Origin of the sequence: Spirillospora sp. NPDC048911 (assembly GCF_043198015.1) — a bacterium.
Classification (GTDB): domain Bacteria; phylum Actinomycetota; class Actinomycetes; order Streptosporangiales; family Streptosporangiaceae; genus Spirillospora.
This window is the reverse complement of the sequence record NZ_JBICUD010000001.1, coordinates 867,773-892,001: the sequence shown is the minus strand read 5'-3', so window position 1 is coordinate 892,001 and position 24,229 is coordinate 867,773. Positions and strand designations below refer to the sequence as shown.

The following is a 24,229-nucleotide window of genomic DNA, read 5'->3' as shown; positions in this document are numbered from 1 at the left end:
CATTCAGGTCGTGAGTTCGGCCGCCACGAGTTCGGCGATCTGGGCAGTGTTCAGTGCCGCGCCCTTGCGCAGGTTGTCACCGCAGAGAAAGAGGTCGAGGGCGTTCGGGTCGTCGAGGGACCTGCGCACCCGCCCGACCCACGTCGGGTCGGTGCCGACGACGTCCGCCGGCGTGGGGAACTCGTACCGTTCCGGATCATCGACCAGGACGACGCCCGGTGATCCCGCCAGGATCGCCTGCGCCTCGCGCTGGTCGACCCGCTCGTCGAAGACCGCGTGCACCGCCAGCGAATGGGTCGTCACGACCGGGACGCGGACGCACGTCGCCGCGACCCGCAGGTCCGGCAGTCCGAGGATCTTGCGGGACTCGTTGCGGACCTTGAGCTCCTCCGAACTCCAGCCGCCGTCCTTGAGGGATCCCGCCCACGGGACCACGTTCAGCGCCAGCGGCGCCGGGAACGGCCCGAGCTCTCCCACCGCGCTGCGCACGTCGCCGGGCCGGTGCCCGAGCTCGCGATCACCACCGACGCGTTCGAGCTGATCGTACAACGCGTCGATGCCCTCCTGGCCTGCCCCGGACGCCGCCTGGTAGGAGGCGACGACCAGCTCGTTCAGCCCGTACTGCCGGTGCAGCGCCCCGATCGCCACGATCATCGAGAGCGTGGTGCAGTTGGGGTTGGCGATGATCCCGCGCGGACGGTGGCGCACCGCGCCCGCGTTCACCTCGGGCACGACCAGTGGTACGTCCTGCTTCATCCGGAACGCTCCGGAGTTGTCCACGACCACCGCGCCCCGCGCCGCCGCGATCGGAGCCCACTCGGCCGAGACCGCGTCCGGCACGTCGAACATCGCGATGTCGACGCCGTCGAAGACCTCCGGAGCCAGCGCGAGCACCTCGGTCTGCTCGCCGCGCACGGAGAGCTTCCGTCCCGCCGAACGAGGCGACGCGACGAGCCGGATCTCGCCGTACACGTCACGCCGGGTGGACAGGATGCCGAGCATCACGGTGCCCACAGCGCCCGTGGCGCCGACAACGGCGAGGGTCGGCTTGCGTCCGGATGAGTCCGTGGCGGTCATGGCCGGCGTTCTCCTTCGCGTTCGTCTGTCGCGTACCCGGCACCGCCGCCCCCGGCCCCGATGTCCGGGACCGCACGGCCGGTGGCTCGACTGGCTCAGCGGTCCCGGAGGCTCAACGCCCCCGGCGCCTCCTCAGTTCCGGAGTTCAGCAGATTCCCAGGTTCGCGCCCCCGCTGTCCCGCAAAAACCGGATCCTTGACCACACTCCGTAACATTCACCACCCGCCCTCAGCCACCGCACCGCCTCACCCGCAACCGCCACACTGCTCCGCCGTAGCCGCCGCACCGCCCTGCCCACGGCTACCGCGCTGGTATGCACGCGGCTACCGCACCGCTTTGCACGCGGCCGCGGCACCGCCATACTTGCGGCCGTCACACCGCCCTACTGCGGCCACCGCACCCGCCTTGTACGCGGCGCCGCACCGCCCTGCCGTAGCCACCGGACCGCCCTGCCCACGGCTACCGCGCTGGTTTGTACGCGGTTACCGCACCGCCCCGCCCGCGGCTACCGCACCGCTTTGCACGCAGCCGCGGCACCGCCATACTTGCGGCCGTCACACCGCCCTGCCGTGGCCATCGCACCGCCCCGCCCGCGACCGCCGCACCGCCCTACCGTGGCCACCGCACCTGCCTTACCCGCGGCGTCACACCGCCCTGCCGTGGCGACCGCCCCGCCGGTGGCTACCGCACTGATTTGCATGCGGCCGCGACATCGCTCTGCCCGGCGGCATATCGACTGGCTGGCACGCCGCCGCAGTCTGCTGCGGGGCCGCTGCGCTCTGCTCCTGACTGCTGTCCGGCCTAGAAGTGGCTATGCCTCCTGGATCGCGGCGCGGTCTGCTCATGCGCGCGGACCTGGCCTGGTGGCGCGGGGCGGTGCGGGGTCGCGGGCGTCGGCGGTCTTCGGGGTCGGACGGCAGAGGCCCGCGAACGGCGATCATGCTGCGTTCGCGGGGCCCGTGCGCCGGTCAGCGGCCTGTGCCGCCGTAGACGACGGCCTCGACCTGGTCGGCCTCAAGGTCGAAGGCGCGGTGGGCGCTGGCGACGGCGGTGTCGATGTCGTCCTGGGCGACGATCACCGAGATGCGGATCTCCGAGGTGGAGATCATCTCGATGTTGACCCCGGCGTCGGCGATCGCGGAGAAGAAGGTGGCGGTGACGCCCGGGTGGGAGCGCATGCCGGCACCGATCAGCGAGACTTTGCCGATCCGGTCGTCGTAGCGCAGCGACTCGAAGCCGATCCGCTCCTTGACCTTGTTGAGCGTGGTCATCGCCGTCTGCCCGTCGCTCGCGGGCAGGGTGAAGGAGATGTCGGTCCGGCCGGTCGAGGCGGCCGACACGTTCTGCACGATCATGTCGATGTTGATCTCAGCCTCGGAGAGGACCGTGAAGATCGTGGCGGCCTCGCCGACCTTGTCCGGCACCCCGACCACGGTGATCTTGGCTTCGCTCCGGTCGTGCGCGACCCCGGAGATGATCGCCTGCTCCATGTCCTGTCCTTCGATGTCACTCGCGTCGACCACCCATGTGCCCTCCTTGGTGCTGAAGGAGGAGCGCACATGGATCGGGATGTTGTAGCGGCGCGCGTACTCCACGCAGCGCAAATGCAGGATCTTGGCCCCGCTGGCGGCCATCTCCAGCATCTCCTCGTACGAGATGCGCGGGATCCGGCGGGCGGTCGGGACGATCCGCGGGTCGGCGGTGAACACCCCGTCCACATCGCTGTAGATCTCACAGACGTCCGCGCCCAGCGCGGCGGCCAGCGCCACCGCCGTGGTGTCGGAGCCGCCGCGGCCCAGCGTGGTGATGTCCTTGGTGTTCTGGGAGACACCCTGGAAACCGGCCACGATGCAGATCGAGCCCGCGTCCAGGGCGGTACGGAGCCGGCCCGGCGTGACATCGATGATCCGCGCTTTTCCGTGGGAGCCATCGGTGATCACACCGGCCTGGGAGCCGGTGAACGATCGCGCTTCGTGGCCGAGGTTGGCGATCGCCATGGCCAGCAGGGCCATCGAGATCCGCTCCCCGGCCGTCAGCAGCATGTCCAGCTCGCGTGCCGGGGGCAGCGGGCTGACCTGCTCGGCCAGATCGATCAGCTCATCCGTTGTGTCACCCATCGCGGAGACCACGACGACGACGTCGTTCCCCGCCTTCTTCGTCGCGACGATGCGCTGGGCGACCCGCTTGACGCCTTCGGCGTCAGCGACGGAGGAGCCACCGTACTTCTGCACGACAAGAGCCACGAGATGGCGCTCCTCGGATCGGGGTCAGGCGTACCGGCCTAGAGTCTACCGAGGCCAGACGAATGCATCACGGGCAGGTAACTCCAACATTCGGACCAACCGTCCGACATACAAGATCCCATACAGCCCCTGCGCCCCACAGGCCCCAGGTCAGCAGCTGGCCCCCAGGCTCAGCGCACAACCCGGGGCGCTGTCCCGCCAGGCCAGGCAGCGCGAACAAGGCGCCGGGGAACGAGCCCGGGCAAACGAGGGCTCCGGCCGAACGAGGTAGCAGCCGAACGAGGCTCCGGACGGACGAGACGGCGAGCGAACGGAGCGACGGACGGACGCGGTGACGGACGGACCAGACAGCAGCCAGACGAGGCAGCGGCCCGGCGAGGCAGCGGCCCGGCGAGGTTCTTACCTATTGAGGCAATGGCGGGGAGCCCGGCGAAAAGCGAGCTCCTTGGCAAGCCTTCTCTCCAACTCCGCTCCAACTGCTCCCCAACCCTGCTTCGCAATGGTTGAGCCCATGAAATCCCTTCACGCACGTCGCCTGCTGGTTCCTGGTCTCGCCGTGGCCTTCCTCAGCACCGGAATGTCATCCGTCGCCGATGCTGCACCGGTCAGTGCCTCCGCCCCATCCGCACCGGCCGCGCCGGCGGCAGAAGCCGCAGCCCAGAAGAACTCGACGTACTTCGTCTACCGCACCTTCATCAAGGACAACCGGGTCAACGCATTCCCGTGCCAGGGCGCCGCTTACCAGTTCAATGGCAGCGGCCGGTCCTACTCCACCAAGGACAACGTCGGCTTCAAGACGAACATGGCGTTCGGCGTGAACTGGAAGACGAGCAAGGTCCACACGTCCAAGAAGGTCAGTGCGACCAAGCTGTACCTGGGCAAAAAGCTCATCGCCAAGAAGACCGCCAGCTCCAAGAACATGAAGTTCACCGGGGGCAAGTTCTCCGGCAAGGGGTCCTCGCGGGCGTACACGGTCACCCTCAAGCATTCGGCGACCAATCCCTTCTGCACGAAGATCGGTGGCGCGATCGACTACAAGGTCAAGATCACTGTCTACCGATCCGGCAAGGTCGTGCTGAGCGGCTCACGCCGAAAGGTGCCGCACCACGAGGCCTTCGTTTTCCACAACAGCATCTCCGGGAAGCGGACGTTCGTGCTGAAGAAGAAGAGCCATGGGCTTATCTGCCTCCAGGCCCCTGCTTGCAAGCGCGAAACTCTCAAGGAGACCCTCAAGAAGTCCTGACCACTCCGCAATAGACCAACCCAGGAGGGCCGGGTCGCCACCCGGCCCTTCCGGCTGCGCGGACGACTGAAAGCCCCGGCGGTAAAGCGTCAGGCATACCGGCGACGACTCGGAAGATCAAGCCTTGGCCGCGTCCACGTAAACCTCGAAGAGTTGGCCGCTGTCGAAGCGCAGATCGGTGACTTCCTGGAAGACCCCCCAGAGAAAGTCCTCGTCCGGCCCCCACGAGGGCACCTCAAGCCGAGATTCAACTGGCAGCGGATCTCCGAATTCCTGAACCATCTCACCTTCGTGGTGAATGGCGCTTCTTACCAGCACGCCATCATCGAACACCCACAGCCCGTATGTGGACGAGACGCTCGAGAAGAGGAGCGCCAGCGCGCGTGTTCCCTTGAGCGCCCCAAGAGAGCCGAGGCCGAGCAGCCGGTCTATGTCGAGAACCAACCGCTGGTCAGGATCCCAATGGCACCAGCCGCCATTCTCAGCGAGATAGAGCCGTCCGCCGGCAGACTGCGTCGAGGCCTCGTCGGCGGGCACCCGTTCCCCAGTCGCCTGCCAGTTGCCCGCGTCGCGCAGGCCATCCACAACCTCGGCCACCGACCGGTCGCGAACGAACAACGCCGATGTGTTCCATCCCATGAGCGGCGATGCTGGAGCCCGTCCACCGTCCCCGTCAACCCGACCGCTCAAAATGCTCTGCCAGAACGACCCGTCGGCCCGGCGAGCCCTAAGTCTTCCTGGCCGCCGACGCCCGCAAGCAGCCACAGCTGAAGCCGTGAACGCCATCCCCAGGAAAGAAACGTGGAATCTGCAGGCGATGGTTCGAGAGCACGATGCAGGAGTAGTGCGCGTCCAGGCTCGCGACGATCTAGGGACGGCCTAGCAGCATGCCGCACCGGCGTCGGACAATAGGCCGGTACTCGCTCCCAACGAGGCGACGCCCGTCCCGCAGACAACGTCCGTTCCGCAGGCAACCGTCCGCGGGCAGGAGTGTCGTCGGCGCCCCTGCCCGCGGCACGCGGCTCACTGGACGGCGGCCACCTCTTCGGCGACGTCCAGACGGGCTCCGGCGATCACCGCGTGGAGAGCGCGCAGGGCAGCGCCGGCATGGTTGCCCCAGTGGTTGAAGTAGGAGTACTGCCACCACCAGAGCGCCTCTAGCGGACGGTCCTGCTGGTAGTGGCGCAGGCCGTGCACGAGGTCGCTGGCAACGTCGACGAGGTCGTCGGAGAGCCGGTACGAGGTCGGTTCGGTGTCCTTGTACGGATCGAAGACCTCGACGTACTCGTCCACAGCGAGGAGTCGTTCGGACAGCCCCTGCCGGATAGTGTCCAGATCCGGGTCCTCGCCGACCTCGGGCTCCCAGTTCCCAGGGAGGATCACGTCCGCGCTGGCGCCCAGCTGCGCACCGGCCAGGATGACCTGCGACACCTCCAGGAGCAGCATCGGCACGGTATGCGCGGCGGCGTCGCCGCGTGCGACCGCCTCCAGTCCGCTCAGGTAGTTCTCCACATGGCATGCCACGCGCTCGGCGAGCGCGTTCCAGTCCTGCGGGCTGTTGGTGTCAGACATCGAGCAGCCTCCGTCCTTCGAATGCGCGGCCCAACGTCACCTCGTCGGCGTACTCGAGGTCGCCACCCACCGGCAGGCCGCTGGCGAGGCGGGTGACGGTCAGGCCCATGGGTTTCACGAGCCGAGCGAGATAGGTCGCGGTGGCCTCACCCTCCAGATTGGGATCGGTGGCGAGGATGAGCTCGGTGACCGTGCCGTCCGCGAGGCGTTGCATCAGCTCGCGGATGCGCAGATCCTCGGGGCCGACGCCCTCGATGGGGCTGATCGCCCCGCCGAGAACGTGGTAGCGGCCGCGGAACTCCCGCGTCTTCTCGATCGCGACGACGTCCTTGGACTCCTCGACCACGCAGATGACCTGCGGATCGCGACGCGCGTCACGGCAGATCCGGCATTCCTCTTCTTCAGCGACGTTCCCGCAGGTCTTGCAGAAACGGACCTTGTCCTTGACCTCTTTGAGCGCCTTGGTCAGCCGTTCCACATCGGCGGGATCGGCGGCGAGCAGGTGGAAGGCGATCCGCTGCGCGCTCTTGGGGCCGACGCCGGGCAGTCTTCCCAGCTCGTCGATGAGGTTCTGGACCACCCCTTCGTACAACGGATCTTTCCTTCCACGCTCGGTCGGTCAATGAGGACGAAACGTTCGTTCAGAATCCAGGCAGGCCGCCGGGGCCACCAGGGCCGCCGGGAAGACCGCCACCGCCGGGCAGCCCCGGGATGCCGCCACCGCCGAGACCCTCGGCGAGGGGACCCATCTTCTCCTGCTGCAACTCCTGTGCGGCACGACCCGCGTCGCGGATCGCGGCCAGCACCAGGTCGGCGACCGTCTCGGCGGTGTCCGCCGCGTCGTCGGTGTCGATGGCCTTCGGGTCGATGACGATGCCCGTGACCTCACCCTGGCCGTTGACCGTCGCCTTGACGAGGCCGCCGCCCGCGGTGCCCTCCACCTCGGTCTCCGCGAGCTCCTGCTGCGCGGCGAAGAGCTGCTCCTGCATCTTCTGCGCCTGCTGCAACAGCTCCTGGATGTTCAGCTGACCACCGGGTTCCACGGTTTCTCCGTTCCTTCCGGCCCTGGAGAGGGCCTTCTTCTCGGCGACCCGTCGACCACGGACGTCTGTCGTCTCCCCGAGACTACGGGTTTCGGGCGTCGCGCGGTACGTACCGGCGCCGGTGTCTGGTCTGACGTCGGCATTGTTCGGTTAGCGATACTTTCAGGCCGGAAACGCGCAACCTCCGCGCCCCGGTTCCGCCTGCCGCATTGTGAGCTCAATGCCACACCTGCGCGGCTCTCAGCGAGTGGACGGAGACACATCCGAGCCAGACCGTCAGAAGCGTCCGGACCCAGACCACCGCAAACACCCAGAGCCAGAACGCTGGAAACACCCCAGAACAGGCCGCTGCAAGCGTCCCAAGTCAGGACGCCAGAACACCCCGGAACAAACCGCCGCACGCGCCACAATCCAGGACGCCGGAACCCCCGGAACAGATCACTGCAAGCGCCGCAAGCCAGAAAACGCTGGAAGCGCCCGGGATCAGGCCACTGCAAACGTCCAGGACCAGAACGCTAGGAGCGTGCGAGGCCAGACGCCGGGAGCACACGAGATCAAAACACCGGAGTGTGCAGGAACGGAACGTAGGCAACGCCAGGGCGAGGAGCAGGCGATCCCCGTCCCAAGCTCAGGTGTTGTCGATCTCGCGAATGATCTGGCCGCCCAGCTCACGCTGGATCAGTGCCATGCCGCTGGCCTCGGCTTCGGTCCCGTCGGCGTCGGCATCACCCTCGGGATCCACCTCGTCGCTCTCGTCGATAGGCGGCTCGGGAGGGGGCGGAGGCTCGTCCCTGGACGGCCCAGGCTGCGGTACGGGACGTGACATCGCCGGTGCCGGGGGCGCCGAAGCCGAAGGGCCGGACGGCGGAGGTGTCGGCTCGGCCGGGGGCGCGGACGGCTGCGGTCCCGATCCCGTACGAGGCGGAGCGACCGCCGCGGCGTTCGAGAAACCGGCCTGCGGCGGGGGGCCCTGCCCTGGCGAGTTGGACGGACGTCCCGCAGGCCCACCCGGACGTCCTCCGGCGGGCGCGGCACCGCCGAGGACGGTGTCGATCCTCCAGTCGACGCCCATCCGTTCCCGGAGGACCTCGCGGAGCACCGCGTCGCGGCCCCCGTTCGTGAAGTTGGTCCGGGCGCCCTCGGCCTCGAACGACAACGTGAGCAGGTTGCCCTCGAGCGAGAGTGGCCGGACCCCGTTCATGATCACCATCCAGGCGACCCGGCTCTTCTGCTTGACGGCCTCGACGATGTCCGGCCACAACCGCTGAACGGTGGCGATGTCCATCCCCCCGCCCGCAGCCGGGCCCGCCGTCACCGTCCCCGCCGAAGCAGCAGCTGCGCCGACCGCGCCACCGGACCGAGCAGGCGCAGCAGCCGAGACGCTCCCGGCGGCCGGAGAACCCCCAGCAGCTACAGGAGAACCAGCGGACGCGGATGGCCCACCAGCAGAGGAGCCCGAGGAGGCAACCGCAGGAGACGCGCCACGAGCCGGCGAACCTGCGGAGTTATCCACAGAATCGGGTTCCACTTCCGTCGGCCGACCTTGCTGGTCGACGCTGGAACCCTGAGCGGACGGAGGCTGCTGAGATGCGGATTGACCAGCGGATGCCCTCGCATCCCCACGCGACGCCTGCGCATTCGGACGCCCCGCGGACGCGGGCTGAGCATCCTGGCGCCCCGCGGACACGGGCTGAGCATGAGAAGCCGAAACCGGGGCTGCCGCCGGAGTGGGAGCCGCCTGAGGTGCGGCGAAGCCAGCGACTTCGAAACCCCCCTGAGCAGCCTGAAAACTCCCACCCTGCGCGACCTGGCGCTCCAAGCGATCCAGGCGGGCGAACATCGACGCCTCGTCCTCGTACGCCGCCGGCAGCAGGATGCGCGCGCACACGAGCTCCAACAGCAACCTCGGCGAGGTCGCCCCACGCATCTCGGTCAAGCCCGTGTGCAGCAGATCCGCGGCCCGAGCGAGCTCGCCCGGGCCCAACGAGCCGGCCTGGCGCCGCATGTGCTCCAGCTCGTCCGCGGGGACGTTCAGCAGCCCCGATCCGCCCGCCTCCGGCACGTTCGACAAGATCACCAGATCGCGAACGCGTTCGAGCAGGTCGGCGGCGAACCGTCGCGGGTCCTGGCCGCTCTCGATCACCCGGTCGATGGCGGCGAAGACCTTGCCGCCGTCACGGGCGGCGAACGCGCCCACCACCTCGTCCAGCAGCGACGAATCGGTGTAGCCGAGCAGCGACACGGCCCTGGCGTACGTGATGCCCGCCTCATCGGAGCCCGCCAGCAGCTGATCCAGGATCGACAGCGTGTCACGGGCCGAGCCGGCGCCCGCCCGTACGGCGAGCGGCAGCGCATTCGCCTCGTACGGCACGTCCTCGGACTTCAGGATCTCCTCGACGAGCTCCTGGAGCACAGTGGGCGGGATCAGCCGGAACGGGTAGTGGTGCGTCCGCGACCGGATCGTCCCGATGACCTTCTCGGGCTCGGTGGTCGCGAAGACGAACTTCAGGTGCGGCGGCGGCTCCTCAACGAGCTTCAGCAGCGCGTTGAAGCCCTCACGGGTGACCATGTGCGCCTCGTCGATGATGTACACCTTGAAGCGCGCCGAAACCGGGGCGAAAAAGGCACGTTCCCGCAGGTCACGAGCATCATCGACACCACCATGGGAGGCCGCGTCGATCTCGATGACGTCGATGTGCCCGGTGCCGGTCGGCCCGAGGGCGACGCACGAGTCGCATTTGCCGCACGGATCCGGGGTCGGGCCCTCTTCACAGTTCAGCGAACGGGCCAGAATCCGCGCACTGGAGGTCTTGCCACACCCACGCGGCCCGCTGAAGAGATAAGCGTGGTTGATCCGGCCGTTGCGCAGCGCCTGCTGCAACGGCTCCGCGACGTGCTCCTGCCCTTTGAGCTCGGCGAACGTCGCTGGCCGGTACTTACGGTACAGAGCCAGACTCACGAGGTCCGCCCTCCCTCGAGAAGCAGAGCGTCAGAAGCGAAGGGACCCCCCGCACACCCATCAGAGCCTGCTTATCCTTGCTGCCTTCCGGCCCTGGGGAGGTTCACAGGATGACGCCGTGCGAGGGGTCTGCCCAGAGTCTATGGCATCCTCGCCCCCCGATATGCACGCTTGCCACGTAGGCTCCGGCCTCATGTCCGCAATCCCGCAGGAGACGCTCCTCCACATCGCCGAACGCCGCCATCTGGAAGCGGCTCGCGCGGCGGGAGTGTCGTATGCCATGTCGACCCTCGGCCGCACCCTGGCCGAGGAAGGCTTCATCCACTGCTCCTCCGACCTGTCCCAGGTCGAGGGCGTCCTCGGCCGCTTCTACGCCCACGTCGACCGTGCGGACCTGGCCCTCCTCACCATCGACGTCTCCCGCCTCGACGCCGAAGTGCGCTACGAGCCGGCCGAAGGCCAGATCTTCCCCCACATCTACGGCCCGATCCCGCTCACGGCCGTTATTGATGTCCGACCAGTGCCCGAGACCCGGTAGGCTCGACGGCGGAGGATTCGCCTAGTGGCCTAGGGCGCACGCTTGGAAAGCGTGTTGGTGGCAACGCCTCACGAGTTCGAATCTCGTATCCTCCGCGTCTCTAAGCAGGCAAAGCGTAGGGCCGGTACCCACAACGGGTACCGGCCCTACGTCTTCGGGCCTCAACCTCAGTCGCGTGTGGTCCACACAACCGATGAGATCGCCTGGCCCGCCTCGCCCCGATCACCGTGGACAGCCTCACCCGTGCCCACCAGCCTGGCCGTCTGTACCTGTTTGCGCTGGTGGGCGTGTCGTGGTCGGCATGCTGCTCAGCATGGCCGCCATGCTGGCTGTGGTCAGCGGGCTCATGGCCTTGGCCACGCCCAAACTCCCCCCAAGACCGTCCGCTGGATGAAGTCAGTGCGCTGGATGTGACCGTTGGTCGGCGCCCTCACTTGGTCGCCGCTTTCACATGGTCGGTGGGCTCTCTTGGGTGGTGCGCTCGCTTGGGTGGTGCGGGTTGGCGGTTGGTGGCTCGGGTTTTTTGGTCGGCGGTTACTAGGGCTTCTAGTAGGCCTGGGAGGGCTTCGTCGACCTCGGCTCTTCTTAGTGTGTTCATGCGGGAGGTGCCGACGTAGTACTGGTGGATCAGGCCCGCCTCGCGGAGGACGCGGAAGTGGTGCGTGGCCGTGGATTTGCTCACTGGCAGGTCGAACGAGCCGCATCTGAGGTCCACGGACGTCTCGTACAGCTGCGTCACGATGCTTCGCCTCACCGGGTCGACCAGGGCCTCCAGGACCTGCTGAAGCGTGATCGTCGGCACGTCGTCGTCTCGCATCGTCCTATAGTACGAAGGACGTCAAAGTACGATGAGCATCAAAGTTTGACCGGGGTCGTACTTTGAGGTTGGATTCATCGACGTGAAGGGAGATGTCATGGCCAGGACGGTGTTGTTCCGCGAGCTTGGCGGGCCCGAGGTGTTGCGGGTGGAGGAGTTGGAGGTCGGCGAGCCCGGGGCTGGTGAGGTGCGGATACGGGTGGACGCGATCGGTCTCAACCGGGCCGAGGCGTTGTTCCGGAGCGGTCACTACATCGAAGAGGTCAGGGAGTTTCCGGGCAGGCTCGGCACCGAGGCCGCCGGAGAGATCGAGGCCGTAGGCGAGGGTGTCGCCTTCGAGGTCGGCCAGCGGGTGAGCGTTGTCCCCGCGTTCTCGCAGAACGACTATTCGGTCTACGCCGAGCGGGCGATCGTTCCGGCGGCGGCGGTCGTGCCTCGGCCTGAGGGGATCGACGCGGTCGAGGGCGCGGCGGTTTGGATGCCCTACCTGACGGCCTACGGCGCGCTTGTCGAGGTCGGCGGGATGCGCGCCGGGGACACGGTCGTGCTGAACGCGGCGTCCAGCAGTGTCGGGCTGGCCGCCATCCACCTCGCCAACCGTGTTGGGGCCACGCCGATCGCCCTCACCAGGACCGCGGCCAAGAAAGACGCGCTGCTCAAGGAGGGGGCGTCCGAGGTGATCGTTACCGGGGAGGAGGACGTGGTCGCAAGGGTCATGGCGCTGACTGGAGGGGCCGAGTTCGTTTTCGATGCTGTGGCGGGGCCTGGCGTTGTGGATCTAGCCAAGGTTGTTGCGCCCGGTGGCACCCTTTTGGAGTACGGGGCGCTGAGCGGTGAGCCCACTCCCTATCCGGGGTTCGAGCTCGGCATGCCCGCGCTGAACATGCGGACGTACACCGTTCACGAGACGACGACCGATCCGGAGCGGCTGCGCCGGGCGGCGGCTTTCGTGGCCTCCGGGCTCCGCGCGGGCGCCTTCCGGCCGGTGATCGACCGCACCTTCGAGCTCGGCGACATCGTTGAGGCCCACCGGCACATGGAGTCCAACACCCAGGTCGGCAAGATCGTCGTTACTGCTTAACGGGTTCGCTGGAGAACCCAGTAGCCGGCGTCTTGAGTTTTCAAGGTGTACGTGGCCGAAGGGTGGAGTTGCTTGGCGTACCCGAGCATGATGTCGGCGCTCACAGCCCGGTCGTAGTACGCGATGTAGTCGGGCACCTGGCCGGCGGTGTTGCCGAACCAGAAGACGCGACATCGCCTCGTGAGCTGGGCGATCGGGCGGACGTTGACCTCGACCGTCGCGCCGTCCGGGATGACGGCCAGCGCTCGGGCACCGGCCTCGCCGGCGGGGGTCGGCTTGTACGTGGCCAGGTCGAGCACCGACGCGAGCGGGCGGGTGGTGGTGAGGGCGAGCGCGGCGGCGAGGACGGCGGCGGGCAGGTGGAAGGCGTACGCGCGCCGCCACGGCCGGACGGAGACGCGGGCACGGGTGATCGCGTCCACGAGCGCCAGGAAGACGATGGGCATCAAGATCGCGTCGTAATGCCAGAACATGCTCCAGTGGTTCTCGTCCTGCGACGCGAATCGCCAGGCCAGCGTGGGCACGATGGCGATCAGGAGGGGTGAGCGGAGCGCGAGCAGGCCCGTCGTCGGGACCAGGATCCAGAGGAGCGTGCGCAGTTTGTCGCCTGCGCCGTTGAGGAGTGCGTTGCCTGGGCTGGTCTCCTCAGGGTCGAGCTTGGCCCAGTAGTCGTAGCCGCCGCCGTCGTTGAACGCCGGGATGATCCCGCCGACCGTTACGAAGAACGCCAATACGCCGGTGAGTGCCACCGCCAGGGCGATCTGGGCCGTGGTTTGGTGCGTACGCCGCGTCCGGATTGCGACGACGAGGCCGAGGGCGGCGACGGTCAGGCCTAGGTCTTCTTTGACCAGCAGCAGCGGCAAGGCCCAGAGGAGCGCCGGACGCCAGCGTTGGGCCAGGACGGCTTCGAGGGACAACGCGATCAGCGGGACGGCGAAGGAGACCTCGTGGAAGTCGAAGTCGACCGCGCCCTGAATGCCCCACGACAGCCCGTATGCGCCGCCGATCGCCACACCACGGGCTCGTCCGAGCAGACGCGCGGCGGCACGCGTGACCGGAACCACCGACAGCGCGAGGAGCACGGCCTGCGCCACGAGCAGGGTGACGGGGGTCGGGAAGAGCCGGTAGAACGGGGCGAGCAGCAGGAGCACGGGGCTGAAGTGGTCGCCGAGGATGACGAATCCAGGGCCCTTGAGGTCGGAGATCGGCGCCTGCAGATGCGCGTACGAACGAACGACCTGTTCGAAGATCCCCAAGTCCCAGGAGCGCGTCTCCGCCCGGAGATAGCGAGAAATCGACACGATCGCGTACGCGAGGAAGAAGGCGGCGGCGAGCAGGTACGGATCCAGGAGCGTCGAGCCGCGTAGGCGGAGCGCCAATCCTCTCGGACTTCTTGGCTTGGGATCGCTCGCCTCGGTTGTGGTGGCTTCCTGAGGGGGCGCCTCGGACGCGTCCAGTACTTCTGGCGCTTCTGGCGCTTTGCCGGAGCGGTTGCCGACCGCAGAGCCGTATGTCATCGGCGGCCCGCCTGCGAGCCCCCCAAGGACGTCATGGCGCCGCCGGACGTCGGTAGCCCAGCGGTAGTCACCAGAGAGCTGGCCGATGCAGGTGTCCTGGAGTTTGCCGACGAGCCATTCGATACGGGTGATACGGCGCCGACTGACATACGCGCCCCGGAGTCGGCTGATGCTGGCTTCCCGGAGCCGGCCGCGTTGCGCGTCACGGAGCCGTTCGATCTGGGCGTCCCAGTGCCGGTGGGGGTCGGGGACTTGGAGCCCGTGGGGGTCGGCGTTTTGGAGACAGGTGCGGCAGGCGACTTTGAGCCGGTCGGAGTGGGTGTCGCCGGTTTGCTCGGAGTCGCCGTACCCGTCCCGCCCTTGGAGGGCAGGACCGTTCCGGGCGGCGTACGGGTCGGCGTGGGCGTGGCCGCACGGCTGGGCGACGGCGATGTCTCCGGGGACGAGGCCGGGACAGCGGGACGGGGCCGTTCGTCCCTGGACACGAGCACCCCGGCCACGACGGCCATCCCGACAGAGACGATCACCGCGGTCGCGGCGGTCAGACGCAGGCGCCTGCGACGACGGCTTCCGAGGACCTCGATCCGCCGGCGTTCGACCGGCCGCGCGGCCTGGGCCCCGGCACCGGCGGCCGCCTGGAGCCTGCGCCGCAGCCGCTCGTCGTCCGGCTCCACGGCCCGTTCATGCTCAGACATCGTGCTCCTCCGGCTCGAGGGAGTCGTCGAGGAGCGGAGCCAGCGCCCGGCGGCCCCGCGACAGGTGCGTCTTCACCGTTCCGGCGGACATCCCGGCCTCGGCCGCGACCTGCTCGACAGGCAGATCGCAGACGTAGAACAGGACCACCGCGAGACGTTGCCGTGCGGGCAGGCTGCGTAGCGCCCGCGCCACGGCGACGGCGTCAGGACCGGGACCTGGTTCCGCGGCGGCGGACGTGCCGACGCGCAGCCACGCCTCGGTACTACGCGTCCGGCGGCGCCAGCGGCTGATCGCCATCCGGGTGGCCGTCAGGCGCACCCACGCTTCGGGCGATCTCTCGCGGTCCAGCTTCCGCCGGGCGTTCCAGGCGCGGACGAAGGCCTCCTGGACGACGTCCTCGGCCTCCCGCAGATCGCCGGTGACCAGGAACAGCTGTCCGATCAGGCGCCTGACCGCATGCGCGTAGAACTCCTCGAACTCCTCGACGGTCAAACGCCTGCTCCCGGGACGGTGGACATCGCAAGACATACGCTCCGGGGCCGCAACCGGTTGACAGCACGCTCGGAGAAATCACGTTATTGCAGTCGCCGGGGCATTTGCCCGAAAGGTTGAGCTCGATTCGCCGCGCGTTAGGGGCGGCGCCCTGAGGGAAAGCCGCCCTTACCAGGATCATCGGCGGTGCGAGCACCGCCCTTGAAGGAGAGGCCGGCATGGACTTCAGGGACGACGCCGAGCTCGACAGCTCCCAGGTGGAGGACGCTCGCGGCGGCGTGCCCAAGGGCGGCATCGCGATCGGCGGTGGCGCCGTCGGGCTCCTCGCGCTCGTCCTCGGGCTGTTCTTCGGCATCGACGTGACCGGCGGCGGCTCCCCGTCCCAGCAGCCCGCCCAGCCGGCAGGCTCCGGCGTCGACCTCTCCGCCAAATGCCGCACGGGAGCGGACGCAGACCAGTCCGACGACTGCCGCATCGTCGGAACCGTCAACAGCATCCAGAGCTACTGGAAGCGGACGCTCACCGGTTACACGCCTGCCAAGACACAACTCTTCAGCCAGGCCACCCAAACGGCCTGCGGATACGCCACCTCAGACGTAGGCCCGTTCTACTGTCCGCGCGATCGCAAGGTCTACCTGGACCTCAGCTTCTTCAGGCAGCTCCAAGAACAGTTCGGCGCCGAGGGAGGACCGTTCGCTCAGGCGTACGTCGTCGGGCACGAGTACGGTCACCACATCCAGAATCTTCAGGGCACGCTCGACAAATCCAGGTCAAGTGCCCGAGGCGCAGAAAGCGGAGCGGTGCGGGTGGAGCTCCAGGCCGACTGCTTTGCCGGCGTCTGGGCCAAGAACGCGGTCGCTACAGGGTTCCTGGAGAAACTCACCGACACTGACATTCGGCAGGCTTTGAGCGCCGCCGAAGCGGTCGGCGACGACAGCATCCAACGCCGTACCCAGGGGCACGTAGAGCCCGACGCGTTCACCCATGGAACCTCTGAACAGCGGCGTCGCTGGTTCACGACCGGCTACGAGGCCGGCGACCCCCGGCGGTGCGACACCTTCTCGGGTTCCATCTGACCCCTTAGACTCGGAGGCGTGATCTTTAAGGCGGTTGGCGAAGGGCGGCCCTATCCCGAGCACGGACTCTCGTCCCGGGACTGGGCCAAGATCCCACCACGCCAGGTTCGCCTGGACCAGCTCGTCAGCACCAAACGCGAGCTGGACCTGCACTCCCTCCTGGCCAAGGACTCCACGTTCTACGGGGATCTCTTCCCGCACGTGGTCCAGTGGCACGGTGAGCTCTACCTGGAGGACGGCCTCCACCGAGCCCTTCGAGCGGCCCTGCACCAACGCCTAGTCCTCCACGCCCGAGTCCTGGACCTAGACGCCACCGTCTGACCGACCCAGCGGCCAAGCCAGAAAAGACGCCCGCCACAACCCAAGCCACGCCATCAAGCCGCGGCGCTGAGCCGCGCCACCGCACCGCCACCACCGCGTCGCTGCGCCACACCGCCGCGCCCCCGGCCGCCGCCTCGCACCACCAAGCCGCGCCACGCTGAGCCATGCCGCTGAGCCGCGCAGCTGAGCTGCGTCACCATGCCGTGCCGCCGCACTACCTCTATCCGCACCGCCGCGCCACCGCACTGCGGCGTCGCACAGCCGAGCCGCCACCGCGTCGCGCCGTCGTGCCGCGCCACGCTGCCGCACTGATCCGTGCCGCTGAGCTGCGCCATTACCGCGTCGCTGCGCCACACCCCCGGCCGCCGCCTCGCACCGGCGCACCACCGTGCTACCCGCACCATCACCGTGCCGCCGCGTCGCAACCGCGCCGCCGCGTCGCACAGCCGAGCCGCGGCGGCGCGGCGCCTCATTAGGCGCGGCGGGCTGCTGTGCTGAGCTGTGGCGCCGTCGATCTGAGAAGGTCAGCGGGCGTTGACGGGCGTGCGTGCGGGAACGGGGATGTCCTTGGGCTCGATGAGCTGCTCGACAGATCCCTCGGGGTGGGTGAGGCTCGGGCGGACGAAGCCCGGACGCGCCGCCATCAGGCCGAAAATGGTCTCGGGTACGACCAAGACCAGCAGAAGCATCAGGGAGACTTCCCAGCCGCCGGTCATGCTGTGGAGGACACCGACGGCCAGCGGTCCGAAGCCCGCCAGCAGATAACCGCCGGTCTGGGCCATGCCCGAGAGGCGGGCCGCGACAGCGGGGCTGGGTGAACGCAGGCTGAGCAGTGTGTAGGCCAGCGGGAACGCGCTGCCCGTGGAGAGCCCGAGAATCGTCACCCAGAGCCATCCGGCACTCGGGGCGAGCAGCATGCCGATCAGGCCGATGACCATCGCAGCGGCGACGACGACGACCAGGAAACGCTGGTCACGGAGGCGAGCGGCCAGCACCGGCACCACGAAGCCGAGCGGAATACCGATGATCATCATGTACGAGACCATCATCCCGGCCTCGGCCGCCGCGAACCCGTGGTCCTGCATGATCTCGGGCAGCCACGACATCAGCACGTAGAACATCAGCGACGCCATGCCCATGAACACCGCCACCGACCAGGCCAGCGGCGAGCGCAGCAGCGAACCGGTCTCGGCGGCCCTCCCGGCAACTCCCGAGGACGAGCCGCCCTCGGAAGCCGAAGGCCCATCCTCGGAAGCAGACGGCCCACGTCCAACAGCCGAAAGCTCACGTCCAGAAGTGGACGCGTCACGTTCGGAACGGCCGCGCAGGGCGAGCGGTCCCCACACCAGCGCCGCGATCAGGGACGGGACGGCCCACACCGCCAAGGCCAGGCGCCAGCCACCGGCGTCGTCCAGCGGCACGGCCAGTCCGGCGGCGACGGCGCCGCTGCTTGCCATGAGCATCATCGCGAGCCCCGTCAGGGAACCCACCCGGTGGGCGAAGTGCCGCTTGATGACCGCGGGCATGAGCACGTTCCCCATCGCGATGCCGGCGCCCGCCAGGACCGTTCCAGCGAACAGCGCGAGCGACGACGGGACCACCCGCAGCACGATCCCGGCCGTGATCATGACCAGTGCCCCCGCGATGGCGACCTCCGCGCCGAACCAGCGGGCGAACGAGGGCGCCACCGAGGCGAAGATCCCGAGACACAGCACCGGCAGCGTGGTGAGGATGCTCACCTCGATACCGGAGAGCGCGAACGTGTCCTGCAGATCGCCGAGCAGCGGCGAGATGCCGGTGATGGCGGCCCGGAGGTTGATCGTCAGCAGGATCAGGCCGGCGAGCATCCAGATCGTGGTCGGACGGGAGGAACGGGCAGAAAAACTCATATCGCCTTCGTCATACGCGTACGTGCAGGGGAAAGAGGAACGCTCGCAAAACGGCAGCCTTCAAGGACGAAGGGGCCGTGCCATGGACCGCTGAAGGGTCAAGCCGGTATGGCCGCAGGCCGTTCCGTCGAACGGAGGATCTCGTCCAGGCAGGAATGGGTGGCCTGGGCCGCGGCGGCCGCGTCACCCGCCGCGATCGCGTCGGCGATGGGCGCGTGCGGGATGTCGGAGTGCTGGAGCAGGTTGCCCGCGGCCCCGATGCTCGCCCTCAGCACCGCGCTGAAGTCGCGGTAGAGGTCGGTGAGCACCTGGTTGTGGGTGGCTTCGACGACCGCCATGTGGAACGCCAGGTCGGCCTCGACGAACGCCGCGTGGTCACCGGCCGTCCACTGCGCGTCCCGGCGGGCCAGCGCCTCGTTGATCGCCGCGATGTCGTCGTCGGTACGGCGCGCGGCGGCCAGCCGGGCGGCCTCGACCTCCAGGCCCCGCCGCACCTCGAGAATCTCGATGAGCTCGGCGGTCTCAAGCCTCCGCCGCACCGCGCCGGACAGCTCACTCGTGGCTCGGACGTACGTACCGTCGCCCTGACGACACTCCAGCAATCCGGCATGGGTCAGCGCCCGTACCGCCTCACGCACGGTGTTGCGCCCTACACCGAGGCTCTCGGAGAGCACGGGCTCCGGCGGAATCTTGGCACCGACTGCCCACACCCCGGTCGCGATCTCGTCCCGCAGCTGGTCGATAACCTGCTCGACCAACGACGAACGCCGGGCTGTGCGCAGCGTCATGATTCCCCCCTCGGCTCTCCAGTGGAGACGTGGCTCACTAACCTCCGGTCAGCCAATCATCCCATGTCTCCATGTTAGGACCGAAAACCGCCCCCGTCTATTCCAACCCGCCCATTGACCCAGGTCAGCCCCCACACTGTGAGCAAACGCACCCCGAGCCGAAATCCCGTCCCGACACCACACCCTGTACCGGCGCCACCTGGACATCCCCGCTCAATCCCAGCCAACCCCCACCCCCAGCCGCCCCAACCTGTGGGCGATCCCCAAATCCGCCCCGACGAAGAGCTGTTCGGCCAAACACAGCGAGCCTCCAAGCGCGTCACGAAGCCAGATCGCTTCGGCGCCCGCACTCAGGTCAACGCGTTCAGAGCTGCGTCCACATCGGCCTCGGTGGTGTACAGGTGGAAAGCGAGGCGAGATCCGCCATTGCGGACGGAGGCTCGGATACCGGCGGCCGCCAGGCGGCTGGCCGAGTCGGACTGGTGGACGGTCACGATCGCGCTGTCGCTAGGCGGCATGCCCAGGCCAACGCGAAACCGGTTGGCGAGCCGTACGTCATGCTCCTGGATGGCGCCGACGCCGATCTCCAGAAGCAATTCCAGGGTCGGCGCAGCGGCCACATACGAGAACCACGGGACCGCGATGTCGAACCGGCGGGCGTCTTTGGCGAGCCGGAGCGGCGGGCCGTAAGAGGCATCGCCCTCGCCTGCGTACCAGTTCGCGGCAAGCGGCGGGATCCGGTCGCGGGCGTCGGGGCTGAAGTAACCGAAAGCGGTACCGCGCGGGCACATCAGCCACTTGTACGCTGACGCCACCAGCACGTCGAACCGCGTCGCGTCCACCGGCAGCCAGCCCGCCTGGGTCGCGTCGGCGACGAGCAGCGCCCCGTGCCGACGGGCCGCGGCCACGACATCGTCGATCGGGGCGACCTCGCCGGTGGCGGACTGAACAAGACTGAACGCGACGGCCGCCGTCCTGTCGTCGATCGCCGCGGACAACTCCACGGGCGGCACTGTACGAACGTCGAGATCGTGCACCAACCACGGAAACAGCGTGGAGGTGTGCTCGATGTCAGGAGCGACAACCCGGGACCCAGCCGGCAGTGAGGCCGCCACAGGAGCCATCAACTGCGAGGCGGACGCGCCCACGGCAACATTTTCCGCGACCGTCCCCACCAACCGGGCGAACGCGGCCCGCGCCCGTCCCGTCGACTCGTCCCACCCGTCCCAGCCAGTGGCTCCACGGCTCCATTCATCCAACGGGCCCCGCAGCGCCTCGACAGCCAGCCGCGGCGGCACCCCGTAGCTGGCGGTGTTCAGCCAGCCAGGCTCGACATCCCACAACGTCACCGCATCGTCAAAACGCATGATCAATCCCCGTCCAGATGTTCCCGAAGCTGCCGAAACAGCGTGACATGCCCCAACAGAACGCCCAGAAGCCGCCCATCGCCAACTCCCCTCTCGTCGTCGGAACCGAGTTCGGACAGAACCCCACGAACGCGGCAGGGCCGACCACGAGCCGGAATGGACGCGTCGGGCCAGGTGCGCGGGTAGCGTGCCGCACCAGGTACGGCGGAGCGGGGATGCCGCGCCAGGCACGGCGGAGCGGGCGTACGCCAGGCGCCGCAGGGCAGGCGCGCCACACTAGATGCGGCGAACCGGACGCCCCGTGCCGATCGCCGCAGGGGCCGCGCCGGACATAGCGGAGCGGGTGCGCCGTCTCGAGCGCCGCGGAGTGGACGCGGCGCGCCAGGTGCGGCGAGGTGGGCGCACCGGGCCGGGGCAAGCGGGATGGACGCGCCCGGCCGGGACAACGGAGCGGGCGTGTCGCGCGCCCGCAGGCGGTCGGCCCGCCGGGCACACCCGCGACTACCTGGCGCGTCGGGCTCGGTGGGGCCGCGCCAGCCGCGCCGGAGTGGGCGCGGCGCGGCGGTCGGGTGGGTCGCCGGGGCGGTGGGGTGGGGTCAGACTCGGCCTAGGTCGCAGGCGGCGGCTTGGGGGCGGGAGGGGCGCAGGCCTATGGCCTCTAGGGCTTGGCGGTAGGCGTTGGCGGCGCCGTCGGTTTCGCCGGCGGCTTCGAAGAGTTCGCCCAGCTCCCGGTAGATGTGGGCCGCGGGGCGGCTCGCGGGGAGGCCGGTCATCTGGCCGCTGGCGGAATTCAGCACCACGAGGGCGGCCGGACGGTCGTCTTGGACGATGCGGGCGCGGGCCAGCACCAGGCGGGCTTGGACGGTCTTGCGAACGCGGGCGCCACGGTCGCTGCCAAGGCCCGGGGCCGGAGCCGGAGGCACTGGTGCGGCGAGGGCCAGGCCGGTGTCCAGGAAGTCTTCGAGTGAGGCGATCGCCTGCTCCGGCTCGCCGACGAGGACGAGCGCGCGGGCCCGTTCGATCGTGCTCTCGGTGGCCTCGGCGCCTTCGAGGACGGACGTGGCCCCCAGCAGGTCGAGTGCTTCGGCGGCCGCGGTGCGTTCGGGCTCGGCGACGGCGTCCGCCGTGAACGGGGTGACTCCGCGCAGCAGCGCCCTTGCGGCGGCCAGGTTGAGCCTTGCCTGGGCCCGCACCGGCGCTCCGCCCCGTACCGCCAGAGCCTGCTCGGCGAAGTAGAGGGAGTCGCCCACGGCGCCTTCCTCCAGTGCGCGCGTGCTGGCGTGGCGGTAATGCGTGCTCGGCTGGTCGTCCTCGGATTCGTCCGTGGCCAGCAGACGGCGGCCCAGGGCGTGGGCGCGGTCTGGGTCGGATCGGTCCACATAGGCCAGCAGAAGGATTCGCCCGGCCTCGGTGTACTCCTGGCCCACGGTGAGGCCCAGGTGCTGGAGGCGCGCCAGGGCGCGTTCCCCGAGGGCGATCGCCTGACCGAGGTCGCCGACGGCGTGGTAGCAGCGCGCCAGGGCGATCACCGGGGGCAGCCAGCTGGCCCGGCCCGGGTCGCGTTCAGCCTGCTCGCGCAGCTCCTCGAAGAGGGCGATCGCGGCCTCGGTGCGGCCCAGTTCCTCAAGGGCGCGGGCGCGGCCCCAGCGTGCGCGGGACGTGAGGTCGGGATCGTCGCTGCGCGCGAGGACCTCCTCGAAGGCCGCCTCCGCGCCGGCGGGATCGCCGTCGAGGAGGGCCAGGTGCGCATGGCGCTCCCGGACTTCGAGATGGGCGCGTTGTTCTGGTTCGACGCCCTCTGCGAGGTACTCGGGCGTACACCCGAGCCTTTCGGCCAGCATGCGAAGAACGGTCGGGGTGGGCGTTCGCTTACCCGACTCGATCAACGAGATATAGCTGTCTGAGAGGTCGTGACCAGCGAGCTGTGCCTGCGAGAGGCGTCTGGTCAGCCGCAGGTTGCGGACACGCTCGCCGACGTTGCCTGGACCCGGCATGTGGACTCACTTAGCGGAAGTAATCAGGCGGCTGGGGTGCCGACATGATTGCACATTGCGGGTTATCGCACATCGAGAGTAACGAAGCGATAGGGAATGTGATCATCTCTTGTCCTACCGGGCTCGCCATTCATCCTGGTGGTACGGACGCCACCGCGAGCCGTTCAACCTCGAATTGGCCCTACGGCCAGAGACCGTTCACCCGCGACGTCGGGACCACCAGGACCGGCGAGCGCGGCGCCGACCCGTGGAGGGATGTTCGGGACAGGGTGTTTCTCGGGGACGGGGCTGGTGATCAGTCGTCGGACGGGTTCTTGTTGGGGAAGATCATCTCGCAGACTTCGAGGTAGAGCTGCTCGGGATAGGGCAGATAGGGGACGGCCGACAGCGCCTGATCCTGGCCGGCGGACTCCAGCACGAACTCGCCGTACCCGAGCATGCGGCCCGCGATGGTGCGCTTGAAGCTCATGTCCGTGACCTTGGCCAGCGGCATCATCGCGACCTTGCGCGTGATCAGGCCGGTGGTCAGCAACATCCGCTGGTTGGTGATGACGAAGTAGTCGACGGACCATTCGGCCACCCGCCAGACGAACCAGGCGAGCAGGATCAGCCACCCCCACCAGATCCAGCTGATGACGGCGCCCGCGTCACTGGCGACGGTGTTGCTCAGCACGCCCGCGATGATCAGGCCGCCGAGGACCAGGCCGACCGGCACCATCAGCACCGCCGGGTGCCGCCGTACGGTGATGACCTGGGTCTCATGGGGGAGCAAGTATTTGTTTACCGACGCCGGCGCGGAGTCGCCGGGCGTCACGAGTCTCATGAGCGCCTCAGCCGAGCGCGCCGACGAAGGCGGCGAGCGAGTCGGCGGCGTTGGCTAGGCCGTTGGCGGCGTTGTTCACTGATTGGGCGGCCCCTTCGGGCTGCTTGAACACATAGAAGGCCACAAAGGCCACAGCGACCCATGTGACGTACTTTTTGGCGGGCACGACTGCCTCCCGGACCACGATGACCCACAGACCCCAGGTCAGTTTTGCACAGCCGTGACCCCCGACAAAGCACGGGCTAGGGCGGGTTGCCCAGTGTCGTGCGCGTCGCGTGGCGCAGCTTCTCGGCGGCCACCATGGCGAGGACCTGCAGGTGTTTGCGCGCGATCCGCTCGACGAGGTCCGGCGTAGCGGCCCCCGTGACCTCCTGGGCGCCGTGCCGCGCCGCCGCGACACAGCGTGAAACAGTCTCTTGCGCGTGAACCCCGGCGAACTCTTCGGTAAGCCGCTCGCCGATCTCTTCGTAGCCTGGCAGGTCGCCATTCCTCAGGTGAGCCATCACGCTTCCTCGAGCCTCGCTCACGCCGCCCTGGGCCAACGGTCCCCTGTGCCGGGGCGGTGGAGAGGAACGATCGTTGACGTTCCGTAGCACTTTATTACCCACGGTGACTCACGTGTGAACATCGAAATCCTGCACAACGCCCGGTTTGCCTACACAGAGTAATGACGAGCTACTCAAAAGAGCGATT

22 protein-coding genes, 1 tRNA gene and 1 other RNA gene are annotated in these 24,229 nt (G+C 68.6%); 6 read left to right on the top strand and 18 right to left on the bottom strand.

The window, feature by feature from the left end:
- Window positions 1-3: 3 nt before the first annotated feature.
- Window positions 4-1,077: an aspartate-semialdehyde dehydrogenase gene (locus ACGFNU_RS04245; RefSeq protein ID WP_392590022.1), complete on the bottom strand. Its 1,074-nt coding sequence runs from the start codon at window positions 1,075-1,077 to the stop codon at window positions 4-6.
- Window positions 1,078-2,045: 968 nt separating this feature from the next.
- Window positions 2,046-3,320, bottom strand: a complete 1,275-nt coding sequence (locus tag ACGFNU_RS04240) for an aspartate kinase (RefSeq protein WP_392590020.1) — start codon at window positions 3,318-3,320, stop codon at window positions 2,046-2,048.
- A 511-nt stretch (window positions 3,321-3,831) separates the two neighbouring features.
- Between ACGFNU_RS04240 and ACGFNU_RS04235 the strand changes: the two genes are divergently transcribed.
- On the top strand, window positions 3,832-4,563 hold the full coding sequence (locus ACGFNU_RS04235; protein ID WP_392590018.1) for a hypothetical protein: 732 nt from the start codon (window positions 3,832-3,834) through the stop codon (window positions 4,561-4,563).
- Window positions 4,564-4,680: 117 nt separating this feature from the next.
- Here the strand turns inward: ACGFNU_RS04235 and ACGFNU_RS04230 are convergent, their stop codons facing one another.
- The 6 genes from ACGFNU_RS04230 to ffs all read right to left on the bottom strand — a co-directional run bounded on the left by ACGFNU_RS04230 (window position 4,681) and on the right by ffs (window position 10,270).
- Window positions 4,681-5,202 carry a hypothetical protein gene (locus tag ACGFNU_RS04230; protein WP_392590016.1) on the bottom strand — a complete coding sequence of 174 codons (522 nt, stop codon included), beginning with the start codon at window positions 5,200-5,202 and terminating at the stop codon, window positions 4,681-4,683.
- A gap of 384 nt (window positions 5,203-5,586) precedes the next feature.
- Complete coding sequence (locus ACGFNU_RS04225) at window positions 5,587-6,135, bottom strand: DUF5063 domain-containing protein (RefSeq protein WP_392590014.1); 549 nt, start codon at window positions 6,133-6,135, stop codon at window positions 5,587-5,589.
- A complete protein-coding gene (gene recR / locus ACGFNU_RS04220) occupies window positions 6,128-6,727 on the bottom strand; it encodes a recombination mediator RecR (protein WP_151569274.1) in 600 nt (199 codons plus the stop codon). Before recR ends, ACGFNU_RS04225 begins: the two co-directional genes overlap by 8 nt.
- Window positions 6,728-6,776: 49 nt before the next feature.
- Complete coding sequence (locus ACGFNU_RS04215; RefSeq protein ID WP_392590012.1) at window positions 6,777-7,178, bottom strand: YbaB/EbfC family nucleoid-associated protein; 402 nt, start codon at window positions 7,176-7,178, stop codon at window positions 6,777-6,779.
- Between the two features lie 628 nt (window positions 7,179-7,806).
- Window positions 7,807-10,137 carry a DNA polymerase III subunit gamma and tau gene (locus ACGFNU_RS04210; protein ID WP_392590011.1) on the bottom strand — a complete coding sequence of 777 codons (2,331 nt, stop codon included), beginning with the start codon at window positions 10,135-10,137 and terminating at the stop codon, window positions 7,807-7,809.
- A 37-nt stretch (window positions 10,138-10,174) separates the two neighbouring features.
- An RNA gene (gene ffs / locus ACGFNU_RS04205) (signal recognition particle sRNA small type) lies at window positions 10,175-10,270 on the bottom strand.
- Between the two features lie 60 nt (window positions 10,271-10,330).
- Here ffs and ACGFNU_RS04200 point away from each other — a divergent pair.
- Both ACGFNU_RS04200 and ACGFNU_RS04195 read left to right on the top strand, forming a co-directional pair.
- A complete protein-coding gene (locus tag ACGFNU_RS04200) occupies window positions 10,331-10,675 on the top strand; it encodes a DUF952 domain-containing protein (RefSeq protein ID WP_392590009.1) in 345 nt (114 codons plus the stop codon).
- 10 nt (window positions 10,676-10,685) lie between these two features.
- Window positions 10,686-10,770, top strand: a tRNA-Ser gene (locus tag ACGFNU_RS04195).
- A gap of 335 nt (window positions 10,771-11,105) precedes the next feature.
- Here the strand turns inward: ACGFNU_RS04195 and ACGFNU_RS04190 are convergent.
- Window positions 11,106-11,492 (bottom strand): ArsR/SmtB family transcription factor, encoded by a 387-nt coding sequence (locus ACGFNU_RS04190; protein ID WP_392590007.1) that lies wholly within the window; start codon window positions 11,490-11,492, stop codon window positions 11,106-11,108.
- 97 nt (window positions 11,493-11,589) lie between these two features.
- Here ACGFNU_RS04190 and ACGFNU_RS04185 point away from each other — a divergent pair, with 97 nt between their 5' ends.
- Window positions 11,590-12,573, top strand: a complete 984-nt coding sequence (locus ACGFNU_RS04185; protein ID WP_392590006.1) for a zinc-dependent alcohol dehydrogenase family protein — start codon at window positions 11,590-11,592, stop codon at window positions 12,571-12,573.
- On the opposite strand, the gene ACGFNU_RS04180 is transcribed toward ACGFNU_RS04185, so the two are convergent.
- Both ACGFNU_RS04180 and ACGFNU_RS04175 read right to left on the bottom strand, forming a co-directional pair.
- Window positions 12,570-13,952: a DUF2079 domain-containing protein gene (locus ACGFNU_RS04180; protein WP_392590005.1), complete on the bottom strand. Its 1,383-nt coding sequence runs from the start codon at window positions 13,950-13,952 to the stop codon at window positions 12,570-12,572. The two genes, ACGFNU_RS04185 and ACGFNU_RS04180, sit on opposite strands and share 4 nt — an antisense overlap.
- 825 nt (window positions 13,953-14,777) lie before the next feature.
- Window positions 14,778-15,278, bottom strand: coding sequence for a SigE family RNA polymerase sigma factor (locus ACGFNU_RS04175; protein WP_392590003.1), 501 nt, complete (start codon window positions 15,276-15,278; stop codon window positions 14,778-14,780).
- Window positions 15,279-15,496: 218 nt separating this feature from the next.
- On the opposite strand from ACGFNU_RS04175, the gene ACGFNU_RS04170 reads away from it, so the two are divergent.
- A complete protein-coding gene (locus tag ACGFNU_RS04170) occupies window positions 15,497-16,354 on the top strand; it encodes a neutral zinc metallopeptidase (RefSeq protein WP_392590001.1) in 858 nt (285 codons plus the stop codon).
- An 18-nt stretch (window positions 16,355-16,372) separates the two neighbouring features.
- Window positions 16,373-16,675: a type II toxin-antitoxin system VapB family antitoxin gene (locus ACGFNU_RS04165; protein ID WP_392589999.1), complete on the top strand. Its 303-nt coding sequence runs from the start codon at window positions 16,373-16,375 to the stop codon at window positions 16,673-16,675.
- Between the two features lie 524 nt (window positions 16,676-17,199).
- Here the strand turns inward: ACGFNU_RS04165 and ACGFNU_RS04160 are convergent.
- From ACGFNU_RS04160 to ACGFNU_RS04130, 7 genes are all read right to left on the bottom strand, one after another.
- Complete coding sequence (locus ACGFNU_RS04160) at window positions 17,200-18,564, bottom strand: CynX/NimT family MFS transporter (RefSeq protein ID WP_392589998.1); 1,365 nt, start codon at window positions 18,562-18,564, stop codon at window positions 17,200-17,202.
- A gap of 98 nt (window positions 18,565-18,662) precedes the next feature.
- The gene (locus ACGFNU_RS04155) at window positions 18,663-19,352 is read right to left on the bottom strand and encodes a FadR/GntR family transcriptional regulator (protein WP_392589997.1); all 690 of its coding nucleotides are present in this window, start codon (window positions 19,350-19,352) and stop codon (window positions 18,663-18,665) included.
- A gap of 350 nt (window positions 19,353-19,702) precedes the next feature.
- Window positions 19,703-20,719 carry an aminotransferase class V-fold PLP-dependent enzyme gene (locus ACGFNU_RS04150; protein WP_392589995.1) on the bottom strand — a complete coding sequence of 339 codons (1,017 nt, stop codon included), beginning with the start codon at window positions 20,717-20,719 and terminating at the stop codon, window positions 19,703-19,705.
- 596 nt (window positions 20,720-21,315) lie between these two features.
- Window positions 21,316-22,713, bottom strand: a complete 1,398-nt coding sequence (locus ACGFNU_RS04145) for a helix-turn-helix domain-containing protein (RefSeq protein WP_392589993.1) — start codon at window positions 22,711-22,713, stop codon at window positions 21,316-21,318.
- A gap of 295 nt (window positions 22,714-23,008) precedes the next feature.
- A complete protein-coding gene (locus ACGFNU_RS04140) occupies window positions 23,009-23,536 on the bottom strand; it encodes a PH domain-containing protein (protein ID WP_392589991.1) in 528 nt (175 codons plus the stop codon).
- Window positions 23,537-23,543: 7 nt separating this feature from the next.
- Window positions 23,544-23,702 (bottom strand): hypothetical protein, encoded by a 159-nt coding sequence (locus ACGFNU_RS04135; RefSeq protein ID WP_392589989.1) that lies wholly within the window; start codon window positions 23,700-23,702, stop codon window positions 23,544-23,546.
- A 76-nt stretch (window positions 23,703-23,778) separates the two neighbouring features.
- Window positions 23,779-24,039, bottom strand: a complete 261-nt coding sequence (locus ACGFNU_RS04130; protein ID WP_392589987.1) for a hypothetical protein — start codon at window positions 24,037-24,039, stop codon at window positions 23,779-23,781.
- Between the last annotated feature and the right edge of the window lie 190 nt (window positions 24,040-24,229).